Source organism: Varunaivibrio sulfuroxidans (assembly GCF_029318635.1).
Taxonomy (GTDB): domain Bacteria; phylum Pseudomonadota; class Alphaproteobacteria; order Rhodospirillales; family Magnetovibrionaceae; genus Varunaivibrio; species Varunaivibrio sulfuroxidans.
The window spans coordinates 641,674-662,850 of the sequence record NZ_CP119676.1 but is presented as its reverse complement, the minus strand read 5'-3'; the positions used below and the strand labels follow the sequence as shown (position 1 = coordinate 662,850).

The following is a 21,177-nucleotide window of genomic DNA, read 5'->3' as shown; positions in this document are numbered from 1 at the left end:
CCGTCATTTCAGATCGATACGATCTTTTCCGGCCAACTTAAGGATTTTCCCAATATGACCGCCATTATCGATATCCACGCCCGTGAAATTCTGGACAGTCGGGGCAATCCGACGGTCGAAGTCGATGTTGTTTTGGAAACTGGGGTGATGGGGCGCGCGGGGGTGCCGTCGGGGGCGTCCACGGGGAAGCACGAAGCCGTCGAGCTGCGCGATAACAACAAAAACCGCTTTTTCGGAAAGGGCGTTCTGTCGGCTTGCGAATCGGTGAACGGTGAAATTTTCGACGCCCTGTCCGGCATGGATTGCGAAGATCAGCTTTTGATCGATCGCACGATGTGTACTTTGGACGGCACCGAAAATAAATCGCGTTTGGGCGCCAACGCCATTTTGGGCGTCAGCTTGGCCTGCGCCAAGGCGGCGGCGGATGAGGCGGGCTTGCCTCTATACGCGTATTTGGGGGGGCCGCAGGCGCATGTCATGCCGGTGCCGATGATGAACATCATCAACGGCGGCGAACATGCCAACAATCCGATCGACTTTCAGGAATTCATGATTTTGCCGGTCGGCGCGGACACCATGGCCGACGCCGTGCGTATGGGCTCGGAAGTTTTTCACGCCCTCAAAAAAGCCCTGTCCGACGCCGGCCATAACACGGCCGTCGGCGACGAAGGCGGTTTTGCCCCCGCGGTGTCGGGCACGGTCGAGGCGCTCGACTTCATCACCAAGGCGATCGAAGTGGCGGGGTACCGCCCGGGCGAGGACGTCATGCTCGCCCTCGATGCGGCGGCCAGCGAGTTTTATAAGGACGGAAAATACGTTCTCTCCGGCGAAGGTAAGACACTGAACGCCGACGACATGGTGGCCTACTTGGGCGATCTTGCCGCACGCTACCCGATTTTTTCAATCGAGGACGGCATGGCGGAAGACGACTGGGAAGGCTGGAAGGCGATGAACGCTGCTCTGGGGGATAAGGTTCAGATCGTCGGGGATGATATTTTCGTCACCAACCCCACGCGCCTGCAACGGGGCATCGACGAGAAAAGCGCCAATTCCATTTTGATCAAGCTCAATCAAATCGGCACCCTGTCGGAAACGCTGCAGACCGTCGAAATGGCGCATCGGGCGGCGTTTACGACGGTGATTTCACACCGTTCCGGGGAAACCGAGGACACGACCCTCGCAGATTTCGCCGTCGCCGTGAACGCCGGACAGATTAAAACCGGCTCGTTGTCGCGTTCCGATCGCCTCGCCAAATACAATCAATTGATGCGCATCGAAGAAGAGCTTCGCCCCGTCGCCACCTATGCGGGGCGGTCGATCTTGCGTTGATGCCGGGGGAATAGGGACAATTTAGACGTTAGGTGTTTAGAGGCCGCGACCATCGTGTCGCGGCCTCTTTTTTGATGCATGTTTTTGTAGCGTGAAAACAATTTATTAACGATTCCCCGCTAGGATGACAAACAGAAGAATCTGGACTCAAGGTCTCAATACAGGCTCGATTCTGGGGAATCGAGCCGTTTGATTCGTAAAATGGAACGGTCGTTCTAAATATGAGCTTGTTTGCCGAAATCCGCGCGCGGGCGCACCATATCATAGGGCCGGTTTTGGGCGTCTGTATGGTGGCGTATTTCGGCTATCATATCGTTCAGGGCGATCGCGGCTATTTCGCGTTGCGCAAACTTCAAAAAGAGGTCGCCGCGGCGAAAGTGGCTTACGCCCAAGTTCACGGCGAGCGCTTGGCGCTCGCCCATAGGGTCAAGTTGCTGTCCCCGGGGACCCTGGACCCCGACATGCTGGATGAGCGCGTCCGCCTGATGCTGAACTACGGTCGGGCCGATGAAAAGGTGATCATGTTCAAGGGCAATCCCTGAGGCTGTTCTGGAATCTTTATTTTGCCACGAAGGGGATGTTGAGGGGGGCGCTTCCCTCTCTCGCCGCCATGGGGGCTTCGCATGAACGCAAAAGAGAATTTAGAACCGGCGCGAACGCGTCCGACTCCACCCCCTGTCCCCCCTTACTATGCCGTTGTTTTTGTCAGCACGCGCCCCCGGCGGGCGCGGGACGGCGAGGATGACGGTTATGCGACCACGGCCGCACGGATGGTCGAATTGGCTCAAAACATGCCCGGTTTCCTGGGCATGGACAGCGTGCGCGACGCCGCCGGTCTGGGGATCACAGTCTCCTATTGGCGCGATGCGAGGGCGATCGACAACTGGAAAGAAAACGCCGAACATCTCGATGCGCAACGCCGTGGCAGGGCGGGATGGTACGAGGATTTTACCCTTCATATCGCCCGAGTCGAAAGAACATGCCGTGGACCGGCCTGATGGGACCGTTCTTTTAGGAACACATTTTTCCACGCTCATGCGCCCCGTCCGCCGGGGCCATCCTTGGGACATTCCTCCGAGGAGGTCAGGCGCCTTTATTTTTTCACGAGAGTACGCTACACATTTTTCACGCGTTGAGCGTTTTTTTTCGGAAGGTCGATGTGGCTAGGGTCAGGACCTCTTCATCTGATGCGTCTGGTTTGTGAAAAATGTCACAGGTCCAGGAGAAGACTTGCCGGAAGTGCCGTTCACTTTCAAAAGTCTTCGACGACGTTCCTGGGGCATTTTTCACAAATCCCAGCGGGACGTGATGAATTTAAGCACGGATGTCGTTGGAAAATCCTTGTAATGAGGGCCATTGCGGCGGATTTTCCGTCTAACCCACACTTAAATTCATCTCCGCCAGGCGCTTCAGATGAATAGGTCCTGACCCTAAGCTGGGAAATGCAGGGGACGTCGGCGGCGGCGGCGTTCCGAAAAACTGAAAGTGCGATAAGGATGACGGTTCTCGAACGCGTTGACGACCCCCTGTGGATTGCCGAGGGGGAAGTTGTCGATTTTTACGGTTTCCCCTATCCCACCCGGAGCGTGATCGCGCGCCTGTCCGATGGGACGCTTTGGGTATGGTCGCCGGTTCGCCTGACCGAGGCGTTGCAGGCGGAAATATCGGCGCTGGGGGAGGTCGCCCATCTCGTCAGTCCCAATAAACTGCATCATCTTTATCTTGGCGCATGGAAGGCGGTCTTTCCCCGGGCCGCGCTCTGGGGTTTGGCGTCTTTGCAACGCAAGCGCAAGGACCTTGCCTTCGGGGATCCCCTGACGGACACCCCGCCATCGTCATGGCGGGGCGAAATCGACCAGGCCTGGTTCCGCGGCTCACCCTTCATGGATGAGGTGGTTTTTTTTCACAAGGCTTCGAAAACCGCGATTATCGGGGATTTAAGCGAAAACTTCTCGGCGGCGTTTTTGCATGAATACTGGGGCGGGTGGCGCACCGTGATCGCCCGGTTGTGGCGTTGCGTCGAGGGTTATGGCTACGCCCCCCTGGAGTGGCGCCTGTCTTGGATCGACCGCAAATCCGCGAGGGCGGCGCTTGATAAAGTTGTCGCGTGGCGGCCCAAGAGAGTCATTATGGCGCACGGCCAATGGCAGAAGAAGGATGGTGAAGCCTATCTCAGGCAGGCGTTTTCCTGGTTGCGGAGATAACGCCCGCGCGAGGAGGCGTGCGGGCGCTGGGAGAATATTCACCGATTTAAGGGCCGGACTTTAAATTAAAAATTCACGCTTCTTGTTGTCAACCTGATTAAGGTTAATTCTAAAAATACGTTGTATTTCAATATGTTGACATAATCAAGTGTGCTTGTTTTATGGGGACGCAGCGGGTATGATTTGATTCACGCCAGAGCTTGAGCGAGCGCCATGATCATGCGGCGCCGGTGTCGTTTGCGCAAAACCGAAGTTTTCCGCGCAAAACGGGATCTCGATCGCAGGAAAATAAGACGGCGACGCCAAAGGGGGGACTGTTTTTTTCTGCATGTTTTCCCCTCACGACATAGTCTAATTGAAATGTCTAATTGAAATCTTGGGAGGATCCTCGATCCATGACGAAACCAGCCAAGCCTAAACCCGCGCCGCGCAGCGCGGCCAAAGCCGCCGTGCGCAAGCCCGCGCGCACCCGCGCCGTGGCCTCCACGCCGCAGGCGAGCCCCGAGCAATTGCTGCATTATTACCGCGAGATGTTGAAAATCCGCCGTTTCGAGGAAAAGGCCGGTCAATTGTACGGCATGGGGCTGATCGGCGGCTTTTGCCACCTATATATCGGCCAGGAAGCCGTCGTCGTCGGCATGCAGGCTGCGGCCAAGCCTCAGGATACGGTCATCACCAGCTACCGCGATCACGGTCACATGCTGGCCTGCGCCATGGACCCCAAGGGGGTAATGGCGGAACTGACCGGGCGCGCCGGGGGCTATTCCAAGGGCAAGGGCGGCTCGATGCATATGTTCTCGCGCGAGAAGAATTTCTTCGGCGGGCATGGCATCGTCGGGGCCCAGGTGCCGATCGGCACCGGGCTCGCCTTCGGCCACAAATATAAAAAAGATGGCGGCGTGTGCATGGCGTATTTCGGCGATGGCGCGATCAACCAAGGCCAGGTTTACGAATCGTTCAACATGGCTTCGTTGTGGAAATTGCCCGTTGTTTACGTAATCGAGAACAACAAATACGGCATGGGGACCTCGATCGAGCGGGCGTCCTCGACCACCGACCTGTACCACCGTGGGCGCGCGCATGGCATTCCCGGACGCCAGGTCAACGGCATGGACGTTCAGGAGGTGCGCGCCGCCGCCGAGGACGTGCTTGAGCACGCACGCAGCGCAAAAGGTCCCTATATCCTGGAAATGATGACCTATCGCTATCGTGGTCATTCGATGTCCGATCCGGCGAAATATCGCTCCAAGGAAGAAGTCTCCAAAGTGCGCTCGGAACAGGATCCGATCGACAATCTGAAGACGCTGATCTTGAAACGGAAAATCGTGGACGAGGCGGCGTTGAAGGAGATCGACCGCGAGGTCAAGACCCTCGTTTCCGAGGCCGCCCAATTCGCGCAAAGCAGTCCCGAGCCCGATCCGGGCGAACTGTACACCGATATCCTGATCGAGGCCTGAGGGAACAAGCATTATGACCATCCAAATTACCATGCCCGCCCTTTCGCCGACGATGACGGAAGGCAATCTGGCCAAATGGCTGAAAAACGAAGGCGACGCGGTCTCCAGCGGCGACGTCATCGCGGAGATCGAAACCGACAAGGCGACGATGGAAGTCGAGGCCGCCGATGACGGCGTCCTCGGCAAGATCGTGGTGCCCGCGGGCAGCGAGGGGGTCGCCGTCAATTCGGTGATCGCGTTGCTGCTCGAAGAGGGCGAGGATGCCTCCGCCCTTGAGAGCGCCGCCGCCGCCGCGTCCACGCCGGACGCCGAGACACGCGAAGCGCCGGGCGACGAAACGACACCAACGCCCGCCCCGACGTCCGCCCCCGCGCCCGCCCCGGCCCCCGTCTCCGCGCCGCCTGCCGAAACGGCCTACAGCGGCCCGACCAAGACACTGACGGTCCGCGAGGCTTTGCGCGACGCCATGGCCGAGGAAATGCGCGCGGACGAGACGATTTACCTGATGGGCGAAGAAGTCGCCCAGTATCAGGGCGCCTATAAGGTGAGCCAGGGACTACTTGACGAATTCGGCGATGAACGCGTCATCGACACGCCGATTACCGAATATGGTTTCGCGGGCGTCGCCGTCGGCGCGGCGTTTTCTGGCCTGAAGCCGATCGTCGAATTCATGACGTTTAATTTTTCCATGCAGGCGATCGACCATATCGTCAACTCGGCGGCGAAGACGCTGTACATGTCCGGCGGCCAAATGGGCTGTCCGATCGTCTTTCGCGGTCCCAACGGCGCGGCGTCGCGCGTCGCCGCCCAGCATTCGCAATGTTACGCCTCGTGGTATTCTCACGTGCCGGGCCTGAAAGTGCTCGCCCCTTGGTCGGGTGAGGACGCCAAAGGATTGCTCAAGGCGGCGATCCGCGATCCCAATCCGGTCGTTTTCTTGGAGAACGAGCTTCTATACGGCCAGTCCTTCGAGGTGCCGGACGATCCCGATTTTATCGTGCCGATCGGCAAGGCGAAAATTGAGCGTCCGGGGACGGACGTCACCATCACCGCGTTCTCGCTGATGGTCGGCAAGGCCCTTGAGGCCGCCGAGCATCTGCAGGAGGAGGGGATCTCCGCCGAGGTGATCAACCTGCGCTCCCTGCGCCCTTTGGACAGCGAAACCATCGCCCGTTCGGTGATGAAGACCAACCGCGTCGTCAGCGTCGAGGAAGGCTGGGCGCAAAGCGGGATCGGTGCGGAAATCGCGGCGCGGATCATGGAAGACGCTTTCGATTACCTGGACGCTCCGGTGGTGCGCGTCGCCGGCGAGGACGTGCCGATGCCCTACGCCGCCAATCTTGAGGCGTTGGCCCTGCCGACTGTGGAAAAAATCGCGGCGGCCGCCAAAGCCGCCTGTTATCGTTGAGGAAAAGGGACCCGACATGCCGATCCAAATTACCATGCCCGCCCTTTCGCCGACGATGACGGAAGGCAATCTGGCCAAATGGCTGAAAAACGAAGGCGACGCGGTCTCCAGCGGCGACGTCATCGCGGAGATCGAAACCGACAAGGCGACGATGGAAGTCGAGGCCGTCGATGACGGCGTCCTCGGTAAAATCGTGGTGCCCGCAGGCAGCGAGGGGGTCGCCGTCAATTCGGTGATCGCGTTGCTGCTCGAAGAGGGCGAGGATGCCTCCGCCCTTGAGAATGTTACGGTGACCGCGCCTTCTCCGGCTCCCCCCCCAGCCCCAGCCCCAGCCCCAGCCCCAACCCCAACCCCAACCCCAGCAGCCCAGGCGCAGGGCTCAACGCCGGCTTCTTCACCTACGCCTTTACCGGCCTCGGCCAGATCCGGCGGCGATCGTCTGTTCGCTTCGCCGCTGGCCCGGCGCATGGCCGATCAGGCGGGGTTGGATCTTTCGGCGTTGACCGGCAGCGGTCCCCATGGGCGGATCGTCAAGCGCGATGTCGAACAGGCCATTGAAAAGGGCGTTCCGGCGAAAACGGCGGCTGCGCAGGGCGCACCTCAGGCGATGGCAATCGGCCGCGATGGCGGCACGACGGCCCAGCCCAACTCGACCATGCGCAAGATCATCGCCAAACGGCTTCAGGAATCGAAGCAGACGGTGCCGCATTTTTATCTGACGGTCGATTGCGAACTGGACGGATTGATCGAGGCGCGCAAACGCCTGAACGCGCTTTCGCCCGAAGGCGAGGGCGCCTACAAGCTGTCGGTCAACGATTTCATCATCAAGGCGGTGGCCCTCGCCCTGAAGCGCGTGCCCACCGCCAACGCGATGTGGACGGACGATGCGATCGAACTGTTTAACGATATCGACGTTTCCGTCGCGGTGGCGACGCCGGGCGGTCTGATCACCCCTGTCGTGCGCAACGCCGACCTTAAGGGAATGGTACAGATTTCAAACGAGATCAAAAGTCTGGCCGCGCGTGGGCGGGACGGCAAGCTGATGCCCGAGGAATACCAGGGCGGCGGTTTCACCATTTCCAACTTGGGCATGTATGGGGTCAAGGAATTTTCCGCGATTATCAACCCGCCGCAGTCGTGCATTCTCGCCGTCGGCGCGGGCGAACAGCGCCCAGTCGTCAAAAACGGCGAACTGGCGATCGCCACGGTGATGGGCGTCACCCTGTCGGTCGATCACCGCGCCGTCGATGGCGCTCTGGGCGCGCGGTTCCTTCAAGCGTTCAAGAGCATCATCGAAGAGCCGTACACCCTAATCCTGTGAGGATTCGATGGAAAAAATAAATCTGGCGGAAAAGTTCACCCTTTTTTCCGAATGTTGGTCGCCAAAAATCGCGGCCCAGGTGGACGATTACGCCGTCAAACTGGTCAAGCTGCAAGGAGCCTTCGACTGGCATAAGCATGACGACGAGGACGAAATGTTTCTGGACGTCAGCGGGGTCATGCACATCGATTTTCGCGATCGCCGCGAAACCCTTCATCCCGGTGAATTCATCGTGGTGCCCAAGGGCGTGGAGCACTGCCCCTGCGCCGAGGGTATCTGCGAAGCCGTCGTTTTCGAGCGCAACACGGTCGTCAACACCGGCGACAACACCGCAAGCGCCTTTACCGTGCGCGACTTGGAGAGGATTTGAAACATGGCGGACACCCAATTTGACCTGATCGTGATCGGCGGCGGGCCGGGCGGTTACGTGGCGGCGATCCGCGCCGCGCAACTGGGCATGAAGGCCGCCGTCGTCGAAGCCCGGCACCTGGGCGGCATTTGCCTCAACTGGGGCTGTATCCCGACCAAGGCGCTGCTGCGTTCGGCGGAGGTCTACCACACCATGAAGCGCGCCGCCGAGTTCGGCCTCAAGGCGGACGGGATCGCCTTCGACCTGGACGCCGTCGTCAAGCGTTCGCGGGCGGTCTCCAAGCGTCTCAACATGGGCGTCGCTCATCTGTTGAAGAAAAACAAGGTCACCGTGTTCGACGGTTTTGGCAAGCTGTCCGGCAAGGGTAAGGTCCACGTCGAAAAAGACGGCAAAGGGGTCGCCGATTTGGCGGCCAAGCACATCATCCTGGCGACCGGGGCGCGGGCGCGCACTTTTCCGGGGTTGGAGCCGGACGGCGATCTGATCTGGACCTATAAGGACGCCCTCGTGCCCAACACCATGCCGAAAAAATTGCTGGTGGTGGGCTCGGGCGCGATCGGGATCGAATTCGCCAGCTTCTTCCATACCCTAGGCGCGGAGGTCACCGTGGTCGAGGTGATGGACCGGATCATGCCGGTCGAGGACGAGGAAATTTCCGCCTTCGCGCGCAAGGCGATGGAGGCCGAGGGTATGAAAATCGTCACCGGCGCCACGGTGAAAGCCCTGAAAAAGGGCAAGGGCAGCGTCACCGCCACCATCGAGGCGGCGGGCAAAAGCGAAAGCCAAACCTTCGATCGCGTCATCCTGGCGGTCGGCATCGTCGGCAATGTGGAAAATATCGGCCTGGAAGGCACCAAAGCGAAGGTCGCCAAGACCCACGTTGAAACCGACAAATGGTGCCAAACCGGCGAGCCTGGAGTGTATGCCATCGGCGATCTGACCGGCGCGCCTTGGCTGGCCCACAAAGCCAGCCACGAAGGCGTGATCTGCGTCGAGAAAATCGCCGGCGTGAAGAATGTGCATCCTCTCGACCCCCTGAAAATTCCCGGCTGCACCTACTGCCGCCCCCAGGTCGCCAGCGTCGGCATTAGCGAAAAGGCGGCGCGTGACAAGGGGTTAGATATCAAGGTCGGACGTTTCCCGTTTCAAGGCAACGGCAAGGCGATCGCCCTGGGCGAGCCGGAGGGCATGGTGAAAACCATCTTCGACGCCAAGACCGGCGAGCTTCTGGGTGCGCACATGGTCGGCGCCGAGGTCACCGAATTGATCCAGGGCTATGGCGTCGCGATGACGCTGGAAACCACCGAGGAAGACCTCATGCACACCGTGTTCCCGCATCCGACCTTGTCGGAGATGATGCACGAAAGCGTGCTCAGCGCGTTTGGCCGGGCCATTCACTTCTAGGTCCTGACCCTGGACACCTCCGGATATGGGCGTGGACCTAATCCCCCCGACCGGTGTATCCGTTCGGGGGGCGGACTTCGATCGGGGTCGGTTGCGATCGGGCGTTCCACGAGAACCGACGAAAGAAAAAACGTATCTCGCCGCCTTGGGCTTGCCGCGCCGCCGCGCCGGGTTATATTGACGAGATATCAAAAAGGAGCGATACCCGCGCCATGACAGCCAATGCCCCCATAAAAGAAGCCTCCGGCAAAGCGGACGTGCGCCACCCGGAAAAGGCGCGCAAGCCGGACAATCCGATCCAGCGCAAACCTGCATGGATCCGGGTCAAGGCGCCGACATCGCCCGAATACGGCGAAACGCGTCGTTTGATGCGCGATAAGGGTCTGCACACGGTCTGCGAGGAGGCGGCGTGCCCGAACATCGGCGAATGCTGGATGCATCGCCACGCCACGGTGATGATTCTGGGCGATACCTGCACCCGGGCCTGCGCTTTTTGTAACGTGCGTACGGGCAAGCCCGGGCCCGTTGATCCCTTGGAGCCGGAAAACATGGCCAATGCCGCGGCCAAGATGGGCATGAAGCACATGGTCATCACTTCGGTCGATCGCGACGACCTGGACGACGGCGGGGCGCACCAATTCGTCGCCTGCATCGAAAAACTGCGCGCCCGCACTCCGGAAACCACAATCGAGGTGCTGACGCCCGACTTTCGCCACAAAAAAGGCGCTCTCGAAGCCGTCGCCGCGGCGGGGCCGGACGTCTTCAACCATAATCTGGAGACGGTGCCCAGGTTGTATCCCACTATTCGACCGGGGGCGCGTTATTATCATTCCCTAAAAATCCTGGATCGTGCGAAGGAAGTGAATCCCGAGATATTCACTAAATCGGGAATCATGGTCGGCCTGGGGGAAACGCGTGAAGAAGTCCTTCAGGTGATGGACGACATGCGTTCGGCGGGGGTCGATTTTCTGACCATCGGTCAATACCTACAACCGACCCCGAAACACGCCGCGATCGACCGTTTCGTAACCCCCGATGAATTTGACGAATACAAGCGCGTCGCCATGAGTAAGGGGTTTTTACTGGTTTCTTCGTCGCCGCTAACGCGGTCGTCCTACCATGCGGATAAAGATTTCGCCGCCCTACGCCGAGCCCGGTTGGAGCGTTTGAACGCGCCCGCGTCCAAAAAATAATCTATTTTAAGAAACGACGATTTTTCATAATGCCTTCATACGCCGAAAAAAAAATCCTGTCCTATCGGCCCGATCAGCTTTTCGACATGGTCGCCGATGTCGCCAAGTATCCCGATTTTTTGCCATGGTGCATCGGGGCGCGGGTTCGTTCCAACGATGGTCATGTGATGATCGCCGACATGGTGATCGGCTTTAAGGTCTTTCGTGAGAAATTCACCTCGCGGGTCGTTATGCAAAACCCCGATAGGATCGATGTTAAGTATTTGGACGGACCCTTTAACTACCTGGAGAACCATTGGATATTCGAACCCCATCCAGACGGTTGCCGGATTGATTTTCACGTCGATTTCGAGTTTCGCTCGAAGATTCTCGACAAGGCCATCGGCGCCGTTTTCGGCGAGGCGGTACGGCGCATGGTGTCCGCCTTCGAGACCCGCGCACACACCCTCTACGATCGGTACGTCCCGATATCGCCCTGACCGTGAGTAACTAGCCTTCTTCCCCGGCCAGACTTAAGACCATCTCTAGCGCCGCCCGCACGGCGGCGAGGCGCACTTGATGGCGGTCGCCTTCGAAGACGAAGCGGCGGTGGCGGGTTTGAAACCCGGTGCGCGCGGCGGCGATATGCACCAGTCCCACGGGCTTGTCGGGCGTCCCGCCGCCGGGGCCGGCGATCCCCGTGACGGCGACGGAGATATCCGCCGGGCTATGCGCCAACACGCCTTCGGCCATGGCGCGCGCGACGTCCTCGCTGACCGCGCCGTGGCGTTCGATCAGTTCCATGGGAACACCCAGCATTTCGGTTTTGGCCCGGTTGGCGTAGGTAACGAAGCCGCGCTCCAGGACATCGGACGACCCGGGTACGGCGCTCAGCAGGGCGCAGATCAGGCCGCCGGTGCACGATTCCGCAGTCGCTGCGTGTAATCCGCCTGCGCGGCACGCCGTTAGCGTTCGTGCGCCAAGTTCTATAACATCCTTATCAAACATGCGGTTTCCTCTGGTCTCGTGGTCTGTCTGAGACAAAAGAGTTCGCCGACAGACGGGGGGGTGAAGGAAATCAAACCCTATCAAAAAGATAACTTCGTGGGGCGGCCTGACGTCTCGGAATCGAAAAGTCGGAATCAACCCACTGGTGGATCGACTCCGACGTTTCGCTCCCGCGAACCATCGGGCCGACCACTATCTATCTTTTTGTTGCAGTTTGATTTCTTCACACATTTGTGTCCAATTGCATCGGACTCAAATGTTAAACTCAAACCACTAGGGCAGATAAGGCATGGCGAAAAACAAAAGAATTGCGGCGAAAATTCCCGCCAGAACATCGTCCAGCATCACCCCATGAGCGCCTCCGACGTTCCGGTCTACCCACGAGATTGGCCACGGTTTAACGATATCGAAGAAACGAAACAGGGCGAATCCAAAGAAAAACGACGCGGGGCTGAGGGTTGCGGGCAGAAGGGCGATCCAAACGCCGACGACTTCGTCGATGACGATTTGTCCGGGATCGTGGGTTTTTGTATGGGCCATGTAGACCTGGGCGGCCCAGATTCCAAGGGCGTAGACGCCAACCGCCGCCGCCGCCAACCCCGGTCGGCCCGCGATGAGAATAATACCCCAGGCGAACGGCAGCGCCGCCAGTGTGCCCCACGTTCCAGGCGCTTTCGGAGCAAGGCCCGCCCCGAACCAAGTGGCGGCGATTTTCGCTATTTTGAAGGACATCGCGGTGGTCCCTTTCGTGAAGTCTTGATTTAGCGATACATCTCGGAAATCTGAAAGTACGAAAGCCTCCATGCTCGGGTCTAGGGGAAATATCCGATACCACTGAGCGAAATACGCCATAGGTTAAGGAGATGAAGTTTTTTATCCGAGGCGTGATGGCGCGCACTTTCCGGTTAACACAAAATTAATAGACTCTTGCCTCCATCCTCGCGAGTGGATAATTTCGAGGGGAGGCCATGCCTTTGGGAGGCCGTGTCTTTAAAATTTACCGTAAGGGCGGTATGAAAAAGATGCACCCCATAGCCAAAGGCGCGCTAAGCTGTGCGTCGTCCACGTGTCACGCAAGCCATGTGACATGGAGGCGGGCGTGTTATAGTTTTTTCTCTAGGGGTCTGGCGTCGTTGGGGCACGGGGCGTAAAGACCGAAAAGCAGGACTTGAAGCAGGGGAATTCGCGGGGATGATTCCAAGAGACACGGGGGAGAATGTCCACAGCATTGTCGATCGGTTGCGCGTGGTGTTTCCCGAGCGTCAGATCGTTATGCGCCATAATGGCGCGGTGCGCTGTCTACGGTTTTCCTGTCGGTTTCAAATTGGCGTCTTGCTTTTATGCCTGGCGATCGGCGGCTGGGTTTCCTATGCAACCTATGCGGTATTCAATCACGGCAGTGAATTGGCGGCGAAAGACGCCCAGATCGCCAGCGTGCGGATGGCCTATCGCAGTTTGTTGGGGGACGTCGCGGAATACCAGAAACGCTTTACGGGAATCGTGCGCGATCTCGAAGAGAACCATACCTTGATGTTGGCCCTCGCCGGGCGTCGCCCCGGTTCCGCGAGCAACAGTTTTAAAGGCGTCGCCGGTGGGATAGACACGCCGCTGGGGGGCAAGGCCAAGGCCGATGTCGAACGTAAGCGCAAGCAATTGCGCTCCCAGATGGGGGATATCGAGACCAAGATGAAAATCTTGGCCAAGAAAAATTTTTCCTTGAAGGACGATCTGTCATCGGTGGAAACCGATTTGCAAACAGCGCTCAGCGAGCGGAATTCGGCTTTGCTGCGGTCAACCCAAATGCGCCACGACATCCAATTGCTGGAACACCAATTAACCGTTTTCGAGCAAAACGAAAATGATTCCGTTGACCGCCTTACCGAGCAAACGGCGGAATATATCTCGACCATGGAGCGCGTGGTCGAAAAAACCGGATTGGATGTGGATCAGCTTTTGGCCGCCAATGAGAAAGAAAATGCCGGGCAGGGGGGGCCTTTCGTTGAGATAAAGCCGTCGAACCGACCGGCGGGGCGTTTGAAGACAAAGTTGGCGCTGTTGGACGATAAGCTTAATCAATCGGATTTATTGCAGTCCATTTTGGGGAGAATACCGCTCAGTCCACCATTGAAAACCTACACGATCACCAGTCGTTTTGGCCCCCGGCGTGATCCTGTAAACCATCGCCTCAGTATGCATTATGGTCTGGATATGGGGGCGTACAGGCGTACTCCGGTTTATGTCATGGCTCCTGGGGTCGTCGTTTACGCCGGATGGCGGGGGAATTTCGGCAATATGGTCGAGGTGGACCATGGCGACGGCATCCGCACCCGCTATGGGCATTTGAATAAGATACTCGTTAAAAAAGGTGCTAAGGTCAGTTATAAGGAGAAGATCGGACTGGTCGGTAGCACAGGCAGAAGTACGGGGCCCCATCTGCATTACGAGGTGCTATACAAGAACAAAAGCATGGACCCCCTAAAATTTATCATGGCAGGTCGAGATGTTTTCCAGGAATAAAAAACCCACTGACCAAAAGTCCTCCTCGGTGCAATCGAGGCCCTCGGTCCCGTCGATTATCAGCACCGATTTGAAAATTACCGGAGATTTGGTCAGCGCGGGGGAAATCCAAATTGACGGAACGATTTTGGGCGATATCCGATCCAGGGTTCTGTTGGTTGGCGAACAGGCGCAAATTACCGGAGAAATTATCGCCGATACGGTGCGCGTCCACGGAACGGTAAACGGCCAAATCAAGGCGAAGACCGTAAATTTGGCAAAAAACGCCCACGTTGTCGGAGACATTTTGCACGAAAATCTCTCCATCGAGAAGGGAGCCTTTCTCGAAGGGCACATAACGCGATTGGAGGATGGCGTGGATCTTTTAAAAGATCGCGAGCAGGCGTCGTCGGATCGAACCTTGCCGCGGGCGGCGACGGCGATGTCGGACGTTCGGGGCGTCGTAAAAGGCGATACCAGACCGTCCGCCCCCTCCGGGGGGAGCGTTGGTGCGACGGATGGAGGGCGCCACCCCTCGCCGGACGAACGCGTCAATTTGGTGATTAATAAATCCCAACAGGGACTGTCTCAGCCCCAGAATGCGGCACAGCCGTCCCCGGGAGCCGCGCTCGGAAAAAACGCTGCGCCGACGCCTCCGAGCGGGCGAGAGCCGGAACCCAAGAAGACGGTCCTGAGTTAGGGGCAGGGCTCACTGGTCTCATGTGGTTAGATCTCATGCGTTTGGCCGCAGGCCGATGTTTCCGCCTCGGAAACGTGGGAGCGTGGTCTTGTCCATCCGGCGGAGCGCATTTATCGCGATAGGGCGCGGATGAAAATTTCATGATCAACATTGCCGCCGCTGCACACGGTAACGATCGTTCGTCCCGTGATATCGATCGCGCCGTTTAGGATCGTCGCCACGGAGATTGCCCCGCCCGGTTCGCTGACAACCTTGAAATGATCGAACAATAGAGCCATCGCGTCGAGGGCGTCGGCATCGCTGGCGACCAGTCCCGCCTTGACGCGATGGCGGTTGATGGCGAAAGTTAATTCTCCCGGGCTGGGCGTCATCAAGGCGTCGCAGATAGAGCCGCCCTCGCTGGCGTTGCTTTGCCGTGCGCCCGCCACCAAGGAGCGCGCCATGTCGTCGAAATCTTCCGGCTCCGCGGTGTAAAGGGCGGTGTCGGGCAGAAGGGTCTCAAGGGCGATGGCGATCCCCGCCGACATTCCGCCGCCGCCGCAAGGCGCGATAACGGCGTCAAGCGTGAGGCCGAGGCGCTGGACGTCCTCGGCGATTTCAATCCCGATCGTACCCTGTCCGGCGATGACCAAGGGCTCATCATAAGGACGCACCAGAGTCAAAGCGCGTTCGCGCGCCAGGTTTTCGCCAATCTCCTCGCGGCTTTCTCGACCGCGGCGGTAATGCACGACCTCGGCGCCATAGGCGCGGGTTTTCGCGATTTTCGCCGCCGGGGCGTCGTCGGGCATGATGATCACCGCCGCGACGCCATGCAGAGCCGCCGACAGGGCCACGCCTTGGGCATGATTGCCGGAGGAATAGGTGATCACGCCGGAAAGATCGGGGTCGCGTTCAATAAGGGCCGTAATCGCGTTATAGGCGCCACGGAATTTGAAGGCGCCACTTTTTTGCGTCATTTCAGGCTTGATCAGAAGACGCCCGCCAAGACGCTGGTTAAGCAGAGGCGATTCCAATAATGGGGTGCGGACGGCCTGTTTGTGAAGGCGCGCTTGCGCTTGGCGAAGATCATCGAACGTTGGTTCTTTAGGAGCGTCCATGGTGAAATTTACCTAAAGACCGAGAATATCGGGCAATGCTTCCAGGGTGTCAATTTCTCCGAGGGGTTTTCCGGGCAGTTCCTCGGGGCGACCGCCGCGACGGTTAACCCAGATGGTTTGGAATCCAAAATGGGAGGCGCCGGCGATGTCCCACGCGTTGGAGGATAAAAAACAAATACGCGAGGCGTCGATAAGCAATTCGTCCACGGCCGATTGGTAAACACTGGGGTGTGGTTTGTAGATTCCCAAGGCGTCGGCGGACAAAAGACGCTGGAAGCGATCGGCCAAGCCCGAACTGTCAACCGCGGCGGCGAGCATCGCGGGCGATCCGTTGGATAGAATCGCCGTCCGTATGCCGTTGTTTTTCAGGCACCCCAGAACGTCGGCGACTTCGGGGTAAGCGTCGATGTGAAGGTACAGTTCCATCAGATGTGCGCGTAAATCCAGGTCGTCCACTTCGAATTGGTCGATCGCGTAATCCAGAGCGTCGCCGGTGACCTGCCAGAAATCGGCGTAATCGCCCATTAACGAGCGCAGCCAAGTATATTCAAGTTGCTTGGTGCGCCACATTTCGGCGAAGGGCCCCCAGTTCTCTCCCAGTTTGTCTTGGCAGTGACGGGCGGCGGAAGTCACGTCGAAAAGGGTGCCGTAGGCGTCGAAAACACAGGCGTCTATTGTCTCGCATTCAATCATAGAGCGTTTTTCCGTTCGGTCGGTTGAGATCCAAAACCAAGTTCAGCGCCTTGCCGCCTTGCCCCAGACGGCGGCGGTAAACCTGTAAATTCTCCATAACTCTTTGAACATAATTCCGCGTTTCGTTAAAGGGAATTTGTTCGACCCAATCGACAACGTCAACGGAAGGGTCCCGGGGGTCGCCATAGAGGTTTATCCATTGTTTCGCACGCGCCGGCCCGGCATTGTAGGCCGCCAAGGCAAGGACATACGATCCATTGTAAGCGGTGATCAGTCGCCCAAGATAAGCCCGCCCCAAGGCGACGTTATAGCGGGGATTGGTCAGGAGCTTTCTATGTGAATAGGGCATGCGCAACCCTCTGGCCATACGCCGCGCGGTCGAGGGCATGAGCTGCATCAGCCCCCGTGCCCCGGCGTGAGAACGCGCGCCTGGGTAAAAGGCGCTTTCCTGGCGAATGACTGCCATCAAAAATGCCGGTTCGACCTTGCCGCCGCGCGCCGCGCGCTTGGGCCGTGGCGGGGGAGTGATCAAGGGGTATCCGGCTTTACCCAGCGGCGCGCCTGCGCGTTGGGATGACTTTGCGATGGTGATGGCCAGGTCGGCGCGGCCCTGTTCGCGCGCCAAGGCCGCGCTTAGCGCTCGCCAGCCGGGACTTTTCGATACGCCGGCGAGACTGAGCATGAAAGGGCGCATGCGCCTTTCCTGTTTCAGAAGATGCAATATTTTCACGACACGCGTCATCTGATGGGATTCGAAACGGCGAATTTCGGCGCTGCTGGGGTGGGGCAAGGGAGGCAGTTCGACAAGGGCCTGAGGAGAAAACCACGCCATGGATAATTGGCCGTAATACGTCGTGGAATAGCGCGCCGCGGTATGAAACCAGTCGGCGGCCTGTTTCTCTTTCTTCAGGGCGTGATAGGCGCGTCCAATCCAGTAAGCCCCGCGCGCCTTGCTGACGGGGTATTTTACCATCGCGTAAAGCGCCTGGAAATGACGCAAAGCTTGTTTGGGATCGTTTAGGAAACGTAAGGCGATCCATCCCGACAGCCATTCGGCGTCGGCGTATTGTACGGGTGAACGGGGGGTCAACCCATGGTGGGAGGCCAGTGCGTAGGCGTCCGTCACGGCGCCCATATCCAAGGCGCGACGGGCCAAGATAGACCGTTCGGTCCACCATTTTTTGCTGTGGTTGTGTTGAGGAGGAACGCGCAAAAGTAGGTCGATGGCGTCTTGGGTTTTTCCCTTGCGGCGACGCCAGCGCACTCTTTCGTACACCAACCCAGGGTCATTCCGTAATTTCCGGGGGACCTTGGCGATCGCCCTATCGACATTTCCTTCCCGGCGCATCAGGAAAAGGCGCGCAATCGCCAAGGCTTGATCGGGCTTATCGACCCGCCACAACATGCGCCGAGCGGGGCCCACGCGCCCCTCCCAAATCAGGCGATCCAGGCGCGTCACGTTGTCGGCCGTGGTGAAAAAATTCTTGTAGCGTTTATAAAAGCTCTTTTCCTGACGTCTCCCGAAATTGGCTTCTCGCCAAGTCGCGATGATGGCGTCATGGGCTTTCTTGGTCTGTCCGTCCGCCATCAGGGCCTCGATATAGCGCGTACGGCCGTCGGTGCTCGTTATGGGATTGTCTCGGAACCAGGCCAAAACGACATCGGGGGGCAAGGTCTGCGTCATGGCCTCTTCGGCGCGCCGGCGCAAAAGCCGCTGGTACGGCCAGTCGGGATTGTTGCGGATAAAGGCGCTTAGGGTGTTGAAAGAGGCCTTGTTTCCCTTTGACGAAAAATAGGACCACATCACGACTTTAGCCGTCAGGTTGTCCTTGATTCGCGCCGCGAGAAGAGGAACGTGTTTCCATTGATGTTCATCGAGGGCGCGAAAGGCCGCCCGGGCGGCCTTGATGTCCCGGGCGCTTAGTTGTGCGGTATTGGAATTGGCGCGCGGGGCTTTTTGTCCCGCCATGCCGCTTTGCCCACCCAGTAGAGCGCTCAGGCTTAACAAAATCATCGCGATGGCGACAGGTAGAAGCCGCGACCATACGATGGAGAAAAACCGGGCCGGATCGGGCCGCGCGCCGCCCGCCGTCGTTTCTGACGGGCGCATGTTTTCCGGCGGTGATGTTTTCTCGAAGCTTGAATACACCATTACACCGAAAAACCTAGGCCTTCGCAGCGGCGCGCTCAAGAAAGAAAGGGGGGGTCCGATAAAGAAAGCGGTTAAATTCGGAACGAGCGCCAATCGGGAGAAAAACATCGGATGAAGACGTCGGGTGAAAACAATTGTCTCGATATGATGTGACGCTTGCCGGACTTTACGCGAAGAGATAGTCTCCGGGGCACGATACGTACCGCAAATGAAGTAGGAGTTCGTCATGTTCAAGGGATCGCTCGTCGCCCTGATTACCCCCATGAAAGATGGAAAAATCGACGAGGGCGCTTTTCGAAAATTCGTCGAGTGGCACATTGAACAAGGCACGGACGGCTTGATTCCCTGCGGAACGACGGGGGAATCGCCGACGCTCAGTCACCAAGAACACATGCGGGTGAGCGAAGTGACCATCGAGGTGGCCGCCGGTAGGGTCCCCGTGATCGCGGGGGCGGGCTCCAACTCCACTGCCGAGGCGATCGCTCTGACCCGTCATGCCCAGAAATCCGGCGCGGATGCGGCGCTGGTGGTTACGCCCTACTACAACAAGCCGACCCAGGAAGGTTTGTACCGCCACTACAAGGAAATTCACGACAACGTGGATATCCCCATCATCATCTATAATATTCCCGGTCGGTCGGTGGTGAACATGTCGGTCGAAACCATGGCGCGGCTCGCCGAATTGGACCGTATCGTGGGCGTCAAGGACGCGACTGCCGATCTGTCCCGTCCTTTGGCCGAACGGGTGGCGATCAAGGGGGCGTTTTGCCAATTGTCCGGCGAGGACGCGACGGCGCTGCCGTACTTGGCCGCCGGTGGTTCGGGGTGCATTTCCGTCACCGCGAACATCGCTCCGAAGCTTTGTGCGGACATGCAACGCTCCTGGCGTGAGGGCGACCTTAAAGGCGCGATGGCGATCCAGGAAACGCTGATGCCGCTCCATCAGGCGATGTTCTGCGAGACCAGCCCGGGTCCGGTGAAATACGCGGCGAAATTACTGGGTATTTGCTCCGATGAAATGCGCCTGCCGTTGTGCGAGATCACTCCGGCGTCGAAGGCGCGGGTGGAAAAAGCCCTGAAAGACGCGCGGCTGTTATGAGGCGCGGCGTTTCGGGCGTGAGGGTGCAGTGTAGAAACGATGGCCGGTAAAAATCGTAAGAAAAAAAGCCAAGAAAACGTCGTGGCGCAGAACCGTAAGGCGCGCCACGACTATTTCATCGAGAAAAACTTCGAACTGGGGATCATGCTCGCGGGCAGCGAGGTCAAATCCCTGCGCCAGGGCCACGCGACGATCGCCGAGTCCTACGCCACCGAAAAAGACGGCGAGCTATGGCTGATCAACGCCTATATCCCCGAGTACGACGCGGCCAGCCATTTCGGCCATGAAAATCCGCGCCGCCCGCGCAAGCTGCTCGCCCACCGGCGCGAAATTGAAACGCTCTCGATGGCGGTGCGCCGCGACGGCATGACGTTGGTGCCGCTGTCGATCTATTTCAACGACCGGGGCGTCGCCAAGGTCGATGTCGGTTTGGCCAAGGGAAAGACCAGGGGCGATAAGCGCGAAACGACCAAGGAACGCGACTGGAAGCGCGACAAGGCCCGCTTGCTGCGCGCGCACGGTTAAGCGCGAACAGACCGCTATCTCTTACGGAGGACACGTTATGGGCGACGATGACCATCCGCCGAGCGGAAAAACCCCCGGCGCGATTTTGGGGGAGATCAACCGAAAGCTCCTCGACACCAAGCAAAAGTGGGCGCGCGAGGGCCGCGCCCTGACGGGCGAGGACCCGCCGACGCCGTCCGAGGGGAGGCGCGACCGCCTTCCGCCCGGCCAACGCCTGACGCGGGACTGGCCGGTTCTCGATCTGGGGGTGCGTCCCGACATTACGCCCGATCGGTGGGCGTTCGGCGTGTCCGGATTGATCGAAAATCCGATTTCCTGGGATTGGCGCGATTTCCTGGCCCAGCCCCAGGTCGAACGAACTACGGACATTCACTGCGTCACCACGTGGTCGCGCTATGACAATACCTGGAAAGGGGTCGGCGCGCGCCATTTCCTGGATATCGTGCGGCCCCGGTCCGAAGCGGCTTTTTTGATCTTTCACAGCCACGACGGCTACACCACCAACGTTCCCTTGAAGGCCTTCGACGACGATGATGTCGTCCTGGCGCGCCAGTGGAACGGGGCGGACATCACCCGTGAGCACGGCGGTCCGATGCGTCCTGTCATTCCCAAACTGTATTTTTGGAAAAGTGCGAAGTGGGTCAGGCACATCACCTTCGTGGACAAGGACGCGCCGGGGTTCTGGGAAACCCGCGGCTATCACAATAGCGCCGACCCGTGGAAGGAAGAACGCTACGGTTAG

Annotated in this window: 21 protein-coding genes; 16 read left to right on the top strand and 5 right to left on the bottom strand. The window is 58.8% G+C overall.

From position 1 onward, the window contains the following. Positions 1-54: 54 nt before the first annotated feature. From eno to P3M64_RS02975, 11 genes are all read left to right on the top strand, one after another. Positions 55-1,329, top strand: a complete 1,275-nt coding sequence (gene eno, locus P3M64_RS03025) for a phosphopyruvate hydratase (RefSeq protein ID WP_132938150.1) — start codon at positions 55-57, stop codon at positions 1,327-1,329. A gap of 221 nt (positions 1,330-1,550) precedes the next feature. Beyond that, on the top strand, positions 1,551-1,871 hold the full coding sequence (locus P3M64_RS03020; protein ID WP_132938151.1) for an FtsB family cell division protein: 321 nt from the start codon (positions 1,551-1,553) through the stop codon (positions 1,869-1,871). An 81-nt stretch (positions 1,872-1,952) separates the two neighbouring features. Continuing rightward, positions 1,953-2,327, top strand: coding sequence for an antibiotic biosynthesis monooxygenase family protein (locus tag P3M64_RS03015; RefSeq protein WP_132938152.1), 375 nt, complete (start codon positions 1,953-1,955; stop codon positions 2,325-2,327). A gap of 498 nt (positions 2,328-2,825) precedes the next feature. After that, the gene (locus P3M64_RS03010) at positions 2,826-3,533 is read left to right on the top strand and encodes a DUF4336 domain-containing protein (protein ID WP_132938153.1); all 708 of its coding nucleotides are present in this window, start codon (positions 2,826-2,828) and stop codon (positions 3,531-3,533) included. A 530-nt stretch (positions 3,534-4,063) separates the two neighbouring features. Then, positions 4,064-4,990 carry a pyruvate dehydrogenase (acetyl-transferring) E1 component subunit alpha gene (gene pdhA, locus P3M64_RS03005; RefSeq protein ID WP_243644722.1) on the top strand — a complete coding sequence of 309 codons (927 nt, stop codon included), beginning with the start codon at positions 4,064-4,066 and terminating at the stop codon, positions 4,988-4,990. A 13-nt stretch (positions 4,991-5,003) separates the two neighbouring features. Then, on the top strand, positions 5,004-6,398 hold the full coding sequence (locus tag P3M64_RS03000; RefSeq protein WP_132938155.1) for a pyruvate dehydrogenase complex E1 component subunit beta: 1,395 nt from the start codon (positions 5,004-5,006) through the stop codon (positions 6,396-6,398). Between the two features lie 16 nt (positions 6,399-6,414). Then, positions 6,415-7,719 carry a pyruvate dehydrogenase complex dihydrolipoamide acetyltransferase gene (locus P3M64_RS02995; RefSeq protein WP_276157058.1) on the top strand — a complete coding sequence of 435 codons (1,305 nt, stop codon included), beginning with the start codon at positions 6,415-6,417 and terminating at the stop codon, positions 7,717-7,719. A gap of 7 nt (positions 7,720-7,726) precedes the next feature. Continuing rightward, positions 7,727-8,089, top strand: a complete 363-nt coding sequence (locus P3M64_RS02990) for a cupin domain-containing protein (RefSeq protein ID WP_132938157.1) — start codon at positions 7,727-7,729, stop codon at positions 8,087-8,089. Between the two features lie 3 nt (positions 8,090-8,092). After that, complete coding sequence (gene lpdA, locus P3M64_RS02985) at positions 8,093-9,493, top strand: dihydrolipoyl dehydrogenase (RefSeq protein ID WP_132938158.1); 1,401 nt, start codon at positions 8,093-8,095, stop codon at positions 9,491-9,493. A 212-nt stretch (positions 9,494-9,705) separates the two neighbouring features. Then, the gene (lipA, locus tag P3M64_RS02980; RefSeq protein ID WP_132938159.1) at positions 9,706-10,686 is read left to right on the top strand and encodes a lipoyl synthase; all 981 of its coding nucleotides are present in this window, start codon (positions 9,706-9,708) and stop codon (positions 10,684-10,686) included. Between the two features lie 29 nt (positions 10,687-10,715). Then, positions 10,716-11,165 (top strand): type II toxin-antitoxin system RatA family toxin, encoded by a 450-nt coding sequence (locus P3M64_RS02975; protein WP_132938160.1) that lies wholly within the window; start codon positions 10,716-10,718, stop codon positions 11,163-11,165. Positions 11,166-11,175: 10 nt separating this feature from the next. Here P3M64_RS02975 and P3M64_RS02970 read toward each other — a convergent pair whose 3' ends face one another. Together P3M64_RS02970 and P3M64_RS02965 are read right to left on the bottom strand one after the other, a co-directional pair. After that, the gene (locus P3M64_RS02970) at positions 11,176-11,673 is read right to left on the bottom strand and encodes a CinA family protein (protein ID WP_132938161.1); all 498 of its coding nucleotides are present in this window, start codon (positions 11,671-11,673) and stop codon (positions 11,176-11,178) included. A 273-nt stretch (positions 11,674-11,946) separates the two neighbouring features. Then, on the bottom strand, positions 11,947-12,405 hold the full coding sequence (locus P3M64_RS02965; RefSeq protein ID WP_132938162.1) for a phosphatidylglycerophosphatase A family protein: 459 nt from the start codon (positions 12,403-12,405) through the stop codon (positions 11,947-11,949). Positions 12,406-12,864: 459 nt separating this feature from the next. Between P3M64_RS02965 and P3M64_RS02960 the strand changes: the two genes are divergently transcribed. Both P3M64_RS02960 and P3M64_RS02955 read left to right on the top strand, forming a co-directional pair. Next, a complete protein-coding gene (locus tag P3M64_RS02960) occupies positions 12,865-14,190 on the top strand; it encodes a M23 family metallopeptidase (RefSeq protein WP_132938163.1) in 1,326 nt (441 codons plus the stop codon). After that, complete coding sequence (locus P3M64_RS02955) at positions 14,174-14,869, top strand: bactofilin family protein (RefSeq protein ID WP_132938164.1); 696 nt, start codon at positions 14,174-14,176, stop codon at positions 14,867-14,869. The genes P3M64_RS02960 and P3M64_RS02955 overlap by 17 nt, the downstream gene beginning before the upstream one ends. A 110-nt stretch (positions 14,870-14,979) precedes the next feature. On the opposite strand, the gene P3M64_RS02950 is transcribed toward P3M64_RS02955, so the two are convergent. The 3 genes from P3M64_RS02950 to P3M64_RS02940 are packed head-to-tail and all read right to left on the bottom strand — an operon-like array spanning position 14,980 to position 18,769. Continuing rightward, entirely contained in the window at positions 14,980-15,966 is a 987-nt protein-coding gene (locus P3M64_RS02950) for a threonine ammonia-lyase (protein WP_132938165.1), read from the bottom strand. 12 nt (positions 15,967-15,978) lie between these two features. Then, positions 15,979-16,659: a haloacid dehalogenase type II gene (locus P3M64_RS02945; protein WP_132938166.1), complete on the bottom strand. Its 681-nt coding sequence runs from the start codon at positions 16,657-16,659 to the stop codon at positions 15,979-15,981. Then, a complete protein-coding gene (locus P3M64_RS02940; protein WP_165886230.1) occupies positions 16,652-18,769 on the bottom strand; it encodes a lytic transglycosylase domain-containing protein in 2,118 nt (705 codons plus the stop codon). The genes P3M64_RS02945 and P3M64_RS02940 overlap by 8 nt, the downstream gene beginning before the upstream one ends. A gap of 268 nt (positions 18,770-19,037) precedes the next feature. Here P3M64_RS02940 and dapA point away from each other — a divergent pair, with 268 nt between their 5' ends. From dapA to P3M64_RS02925, 3 genes are read left to right on the top strand one after another with little or no spacing between them, the layout of a single operon-like run. Then, positions 19,038-19,910 carry a 4-hydroxy-tetrahydrodipicolinate synthase gene (gene dapA, locus P3M64_RS02935; RefSeq protein WP_132938168.1) on the top strand — a complete coding sequence of 291 codons (873 nt, stop codon included), beginning with the start codon at positions 19,038-19,040 and terminating at the stop codon, positions 19,908-19,910. A gap of 39 nt (positions 19,911-19,949) precedes the next feature. Beyond that, on the top strand, positions 19,950-20,435 hold the full coding sequence (gene smpB, locus P3M64_RS02930; protein WP_132938169.1) for an SsrA-binding protein SmpB: 486 nt from the start codon (positions 19,950-19,952) through the stop codon (positions 20,433-20,435). 37 nt (positions 20,436-20,472) lie between these two features. Further along, the gene (locus P3M64_RS02925) at positions 20,473-21,177 is read left to right on the top strand and encodes a sulfite oxidase-like oxidoreductase (protein WP_132938170.1); all 705 of its coding nucleotides are present in this window, start codon (positions 20,473-20,475) and stop codon (positions 21,175-21,177) included.

What these genes read in the sequence shown, in the direction of transcription:
- eno (WP_132938150.1), top strand. Translation starts at nt 55, where the DNA reads ATGACCGCCATTATCGATATCCACGCCCGTGAAATTCTGGACAGTCGG.
- P3M64_RS03020 (WP_132938151.1), top strand. Translation starts at nt 1,551, where the DNA reads ATGAGCTTGTTTGCCGAAATCCGCGCGCGGGCGCACCATATCATAGGG.
- P3M64_RS03015 (WP_132938152.1), top strand. Translation starts at nt 1,953, where the DNA reads ATGAACGCAAAAGAGAATTTAGAACCGGCGCGAACGCGTCCGACTCCA.
- P3M64_RS03010 (WP_132938153.1), top strand. Translation starts at nt 2,826, where the DNA reads ATGACGGTTCTCGAACGCGTTGACGACCCCCTGTGGATTGCCGAGGGG.
- pdhA (WP_243644722.1), top strand. Translation starts at nt 4,064, where the DNA reads ATGTTGAAAATCCGCCGTTTCGAGGAAAAGGCCGGTCAATTGTACGGC.
- P3M64_RS03000 (WP_132938155.1), top strand. Translation starts at nt 5,004, where the DNA reads ATGACCATCCAAATTACCATGCCCGCCCTTTCGCCGACGATGACGGAA.
- P3M64_RS02995 (WP_276157058.1), top strand. Translation starts at nt 6,415, where the DNA reads ATGCCGATCCAAATTACCATGCCCGCCCTTTCGCCGACGATGACGGAA.
- P3M64_RS02990 (WP_132938157.1), top strand. Translation starts at nt 7,727, where the DNA reads ATGGAAAAAATAAATCTGGCGGAAAAGTTCACCCTTTTTTCCGAATGT.
- lpdA (WP_132938158.1), top strand. Translation starts at nt 8,093, where the DNA reads ATGGCGGACACCCAATTTGACCTGATCGTGATCGGCGGCGGGCCGGGC.
- lipA (WP_132938159.1), top strand. Translation starts at nt 9,706, where the DNA reads ATGACAGCCAATGCCCCCATAAAAGAAGCCTCCGGCAAAGCGGACGTG.
- P3M64_RS02975 (WP_132938160.1), top strand. Translation starts at nt 10,716, where the DNA reads ATGCCTTCATACGCCGAAAAAAAAATCCTGTCCTATCGGCCCGATCAG.
- P3M64_RS02970 (WP_132938161.1), bottom strand. Translation starts at nt 11,673, where the DNA reads ATGTTTGATAAGGATGTTATAGAACTTGGCGCACGAACGCTAACGGCG.
- P3M64_RS02965 (WP_132938162.1), bottom strand. Translation starts at nt 12,405, where the DNA reads ATGTCCTTCAAAATAGCGAAAATCGCCGCCACTTGGTTCGGGGCGGGC.
- P3M64_RS02960 (WP_132938163.1), top strand. Translation starts at nt 12,865, where the DNA reads ATGATTCCAAGAGACACGGGGGAGAATGTCCACAGCATTGTCGATCGG.
- P3M64_RS02955 (WP_132938164.1), top strand. Translation starts at nt 14,174, where the DNA reads ATGTTTTCCAGGAATAAAAAACCCACTGACCAAAAGTCCTCCTCGGTG.
- P3M64_RS02950 (WP_132938165.1), bottom strand. Translation starts at nt 15,966, where the DNA reads ATGGACGCTCCTAAAGAACCAACGTTCGATGATCTTCGCCAAGCGCAA.
- P3M64_RS02945 (WP_132938166.1), bottom strand. Translation starts at nt 16,659, where the DNA reads ATGATTGAATGCGAGACAATAGACGCCTGTGTTTTCGACGCCTACGGC.
- P3M64_RS02940 (WP_165886230.1), bottom strand. Translation starts at nt 18,769, where the DNA reads ATGCGCCCGTCAGAAACGACGGCGGGCGGCGCGCGGCCCGATCCGGCC.
- dapA (WP_132938168.1), top strand. Translation starts at nt 19,038, where the DNA reads ATGTTCAAGGGATCGCTCGTCGCCCTGATTACCCCCATGAAAGATGGA.
- smpB (WP_132938169.1), top strand. Translation starts at nt 19,950, where the DNA reads ATGGCCGGTAAAAATCGTAAGAAAAAAAGCCAAGAAAACGTCGTGGCG.
- P3M64_RS02925 (WP_132938170.1), top strand. Translation starts at nt 20,473, where the DNA reads ATGGGCGACGATGACCATCCGCCGAGCGGAAAAACCCCCGGCGCGATT.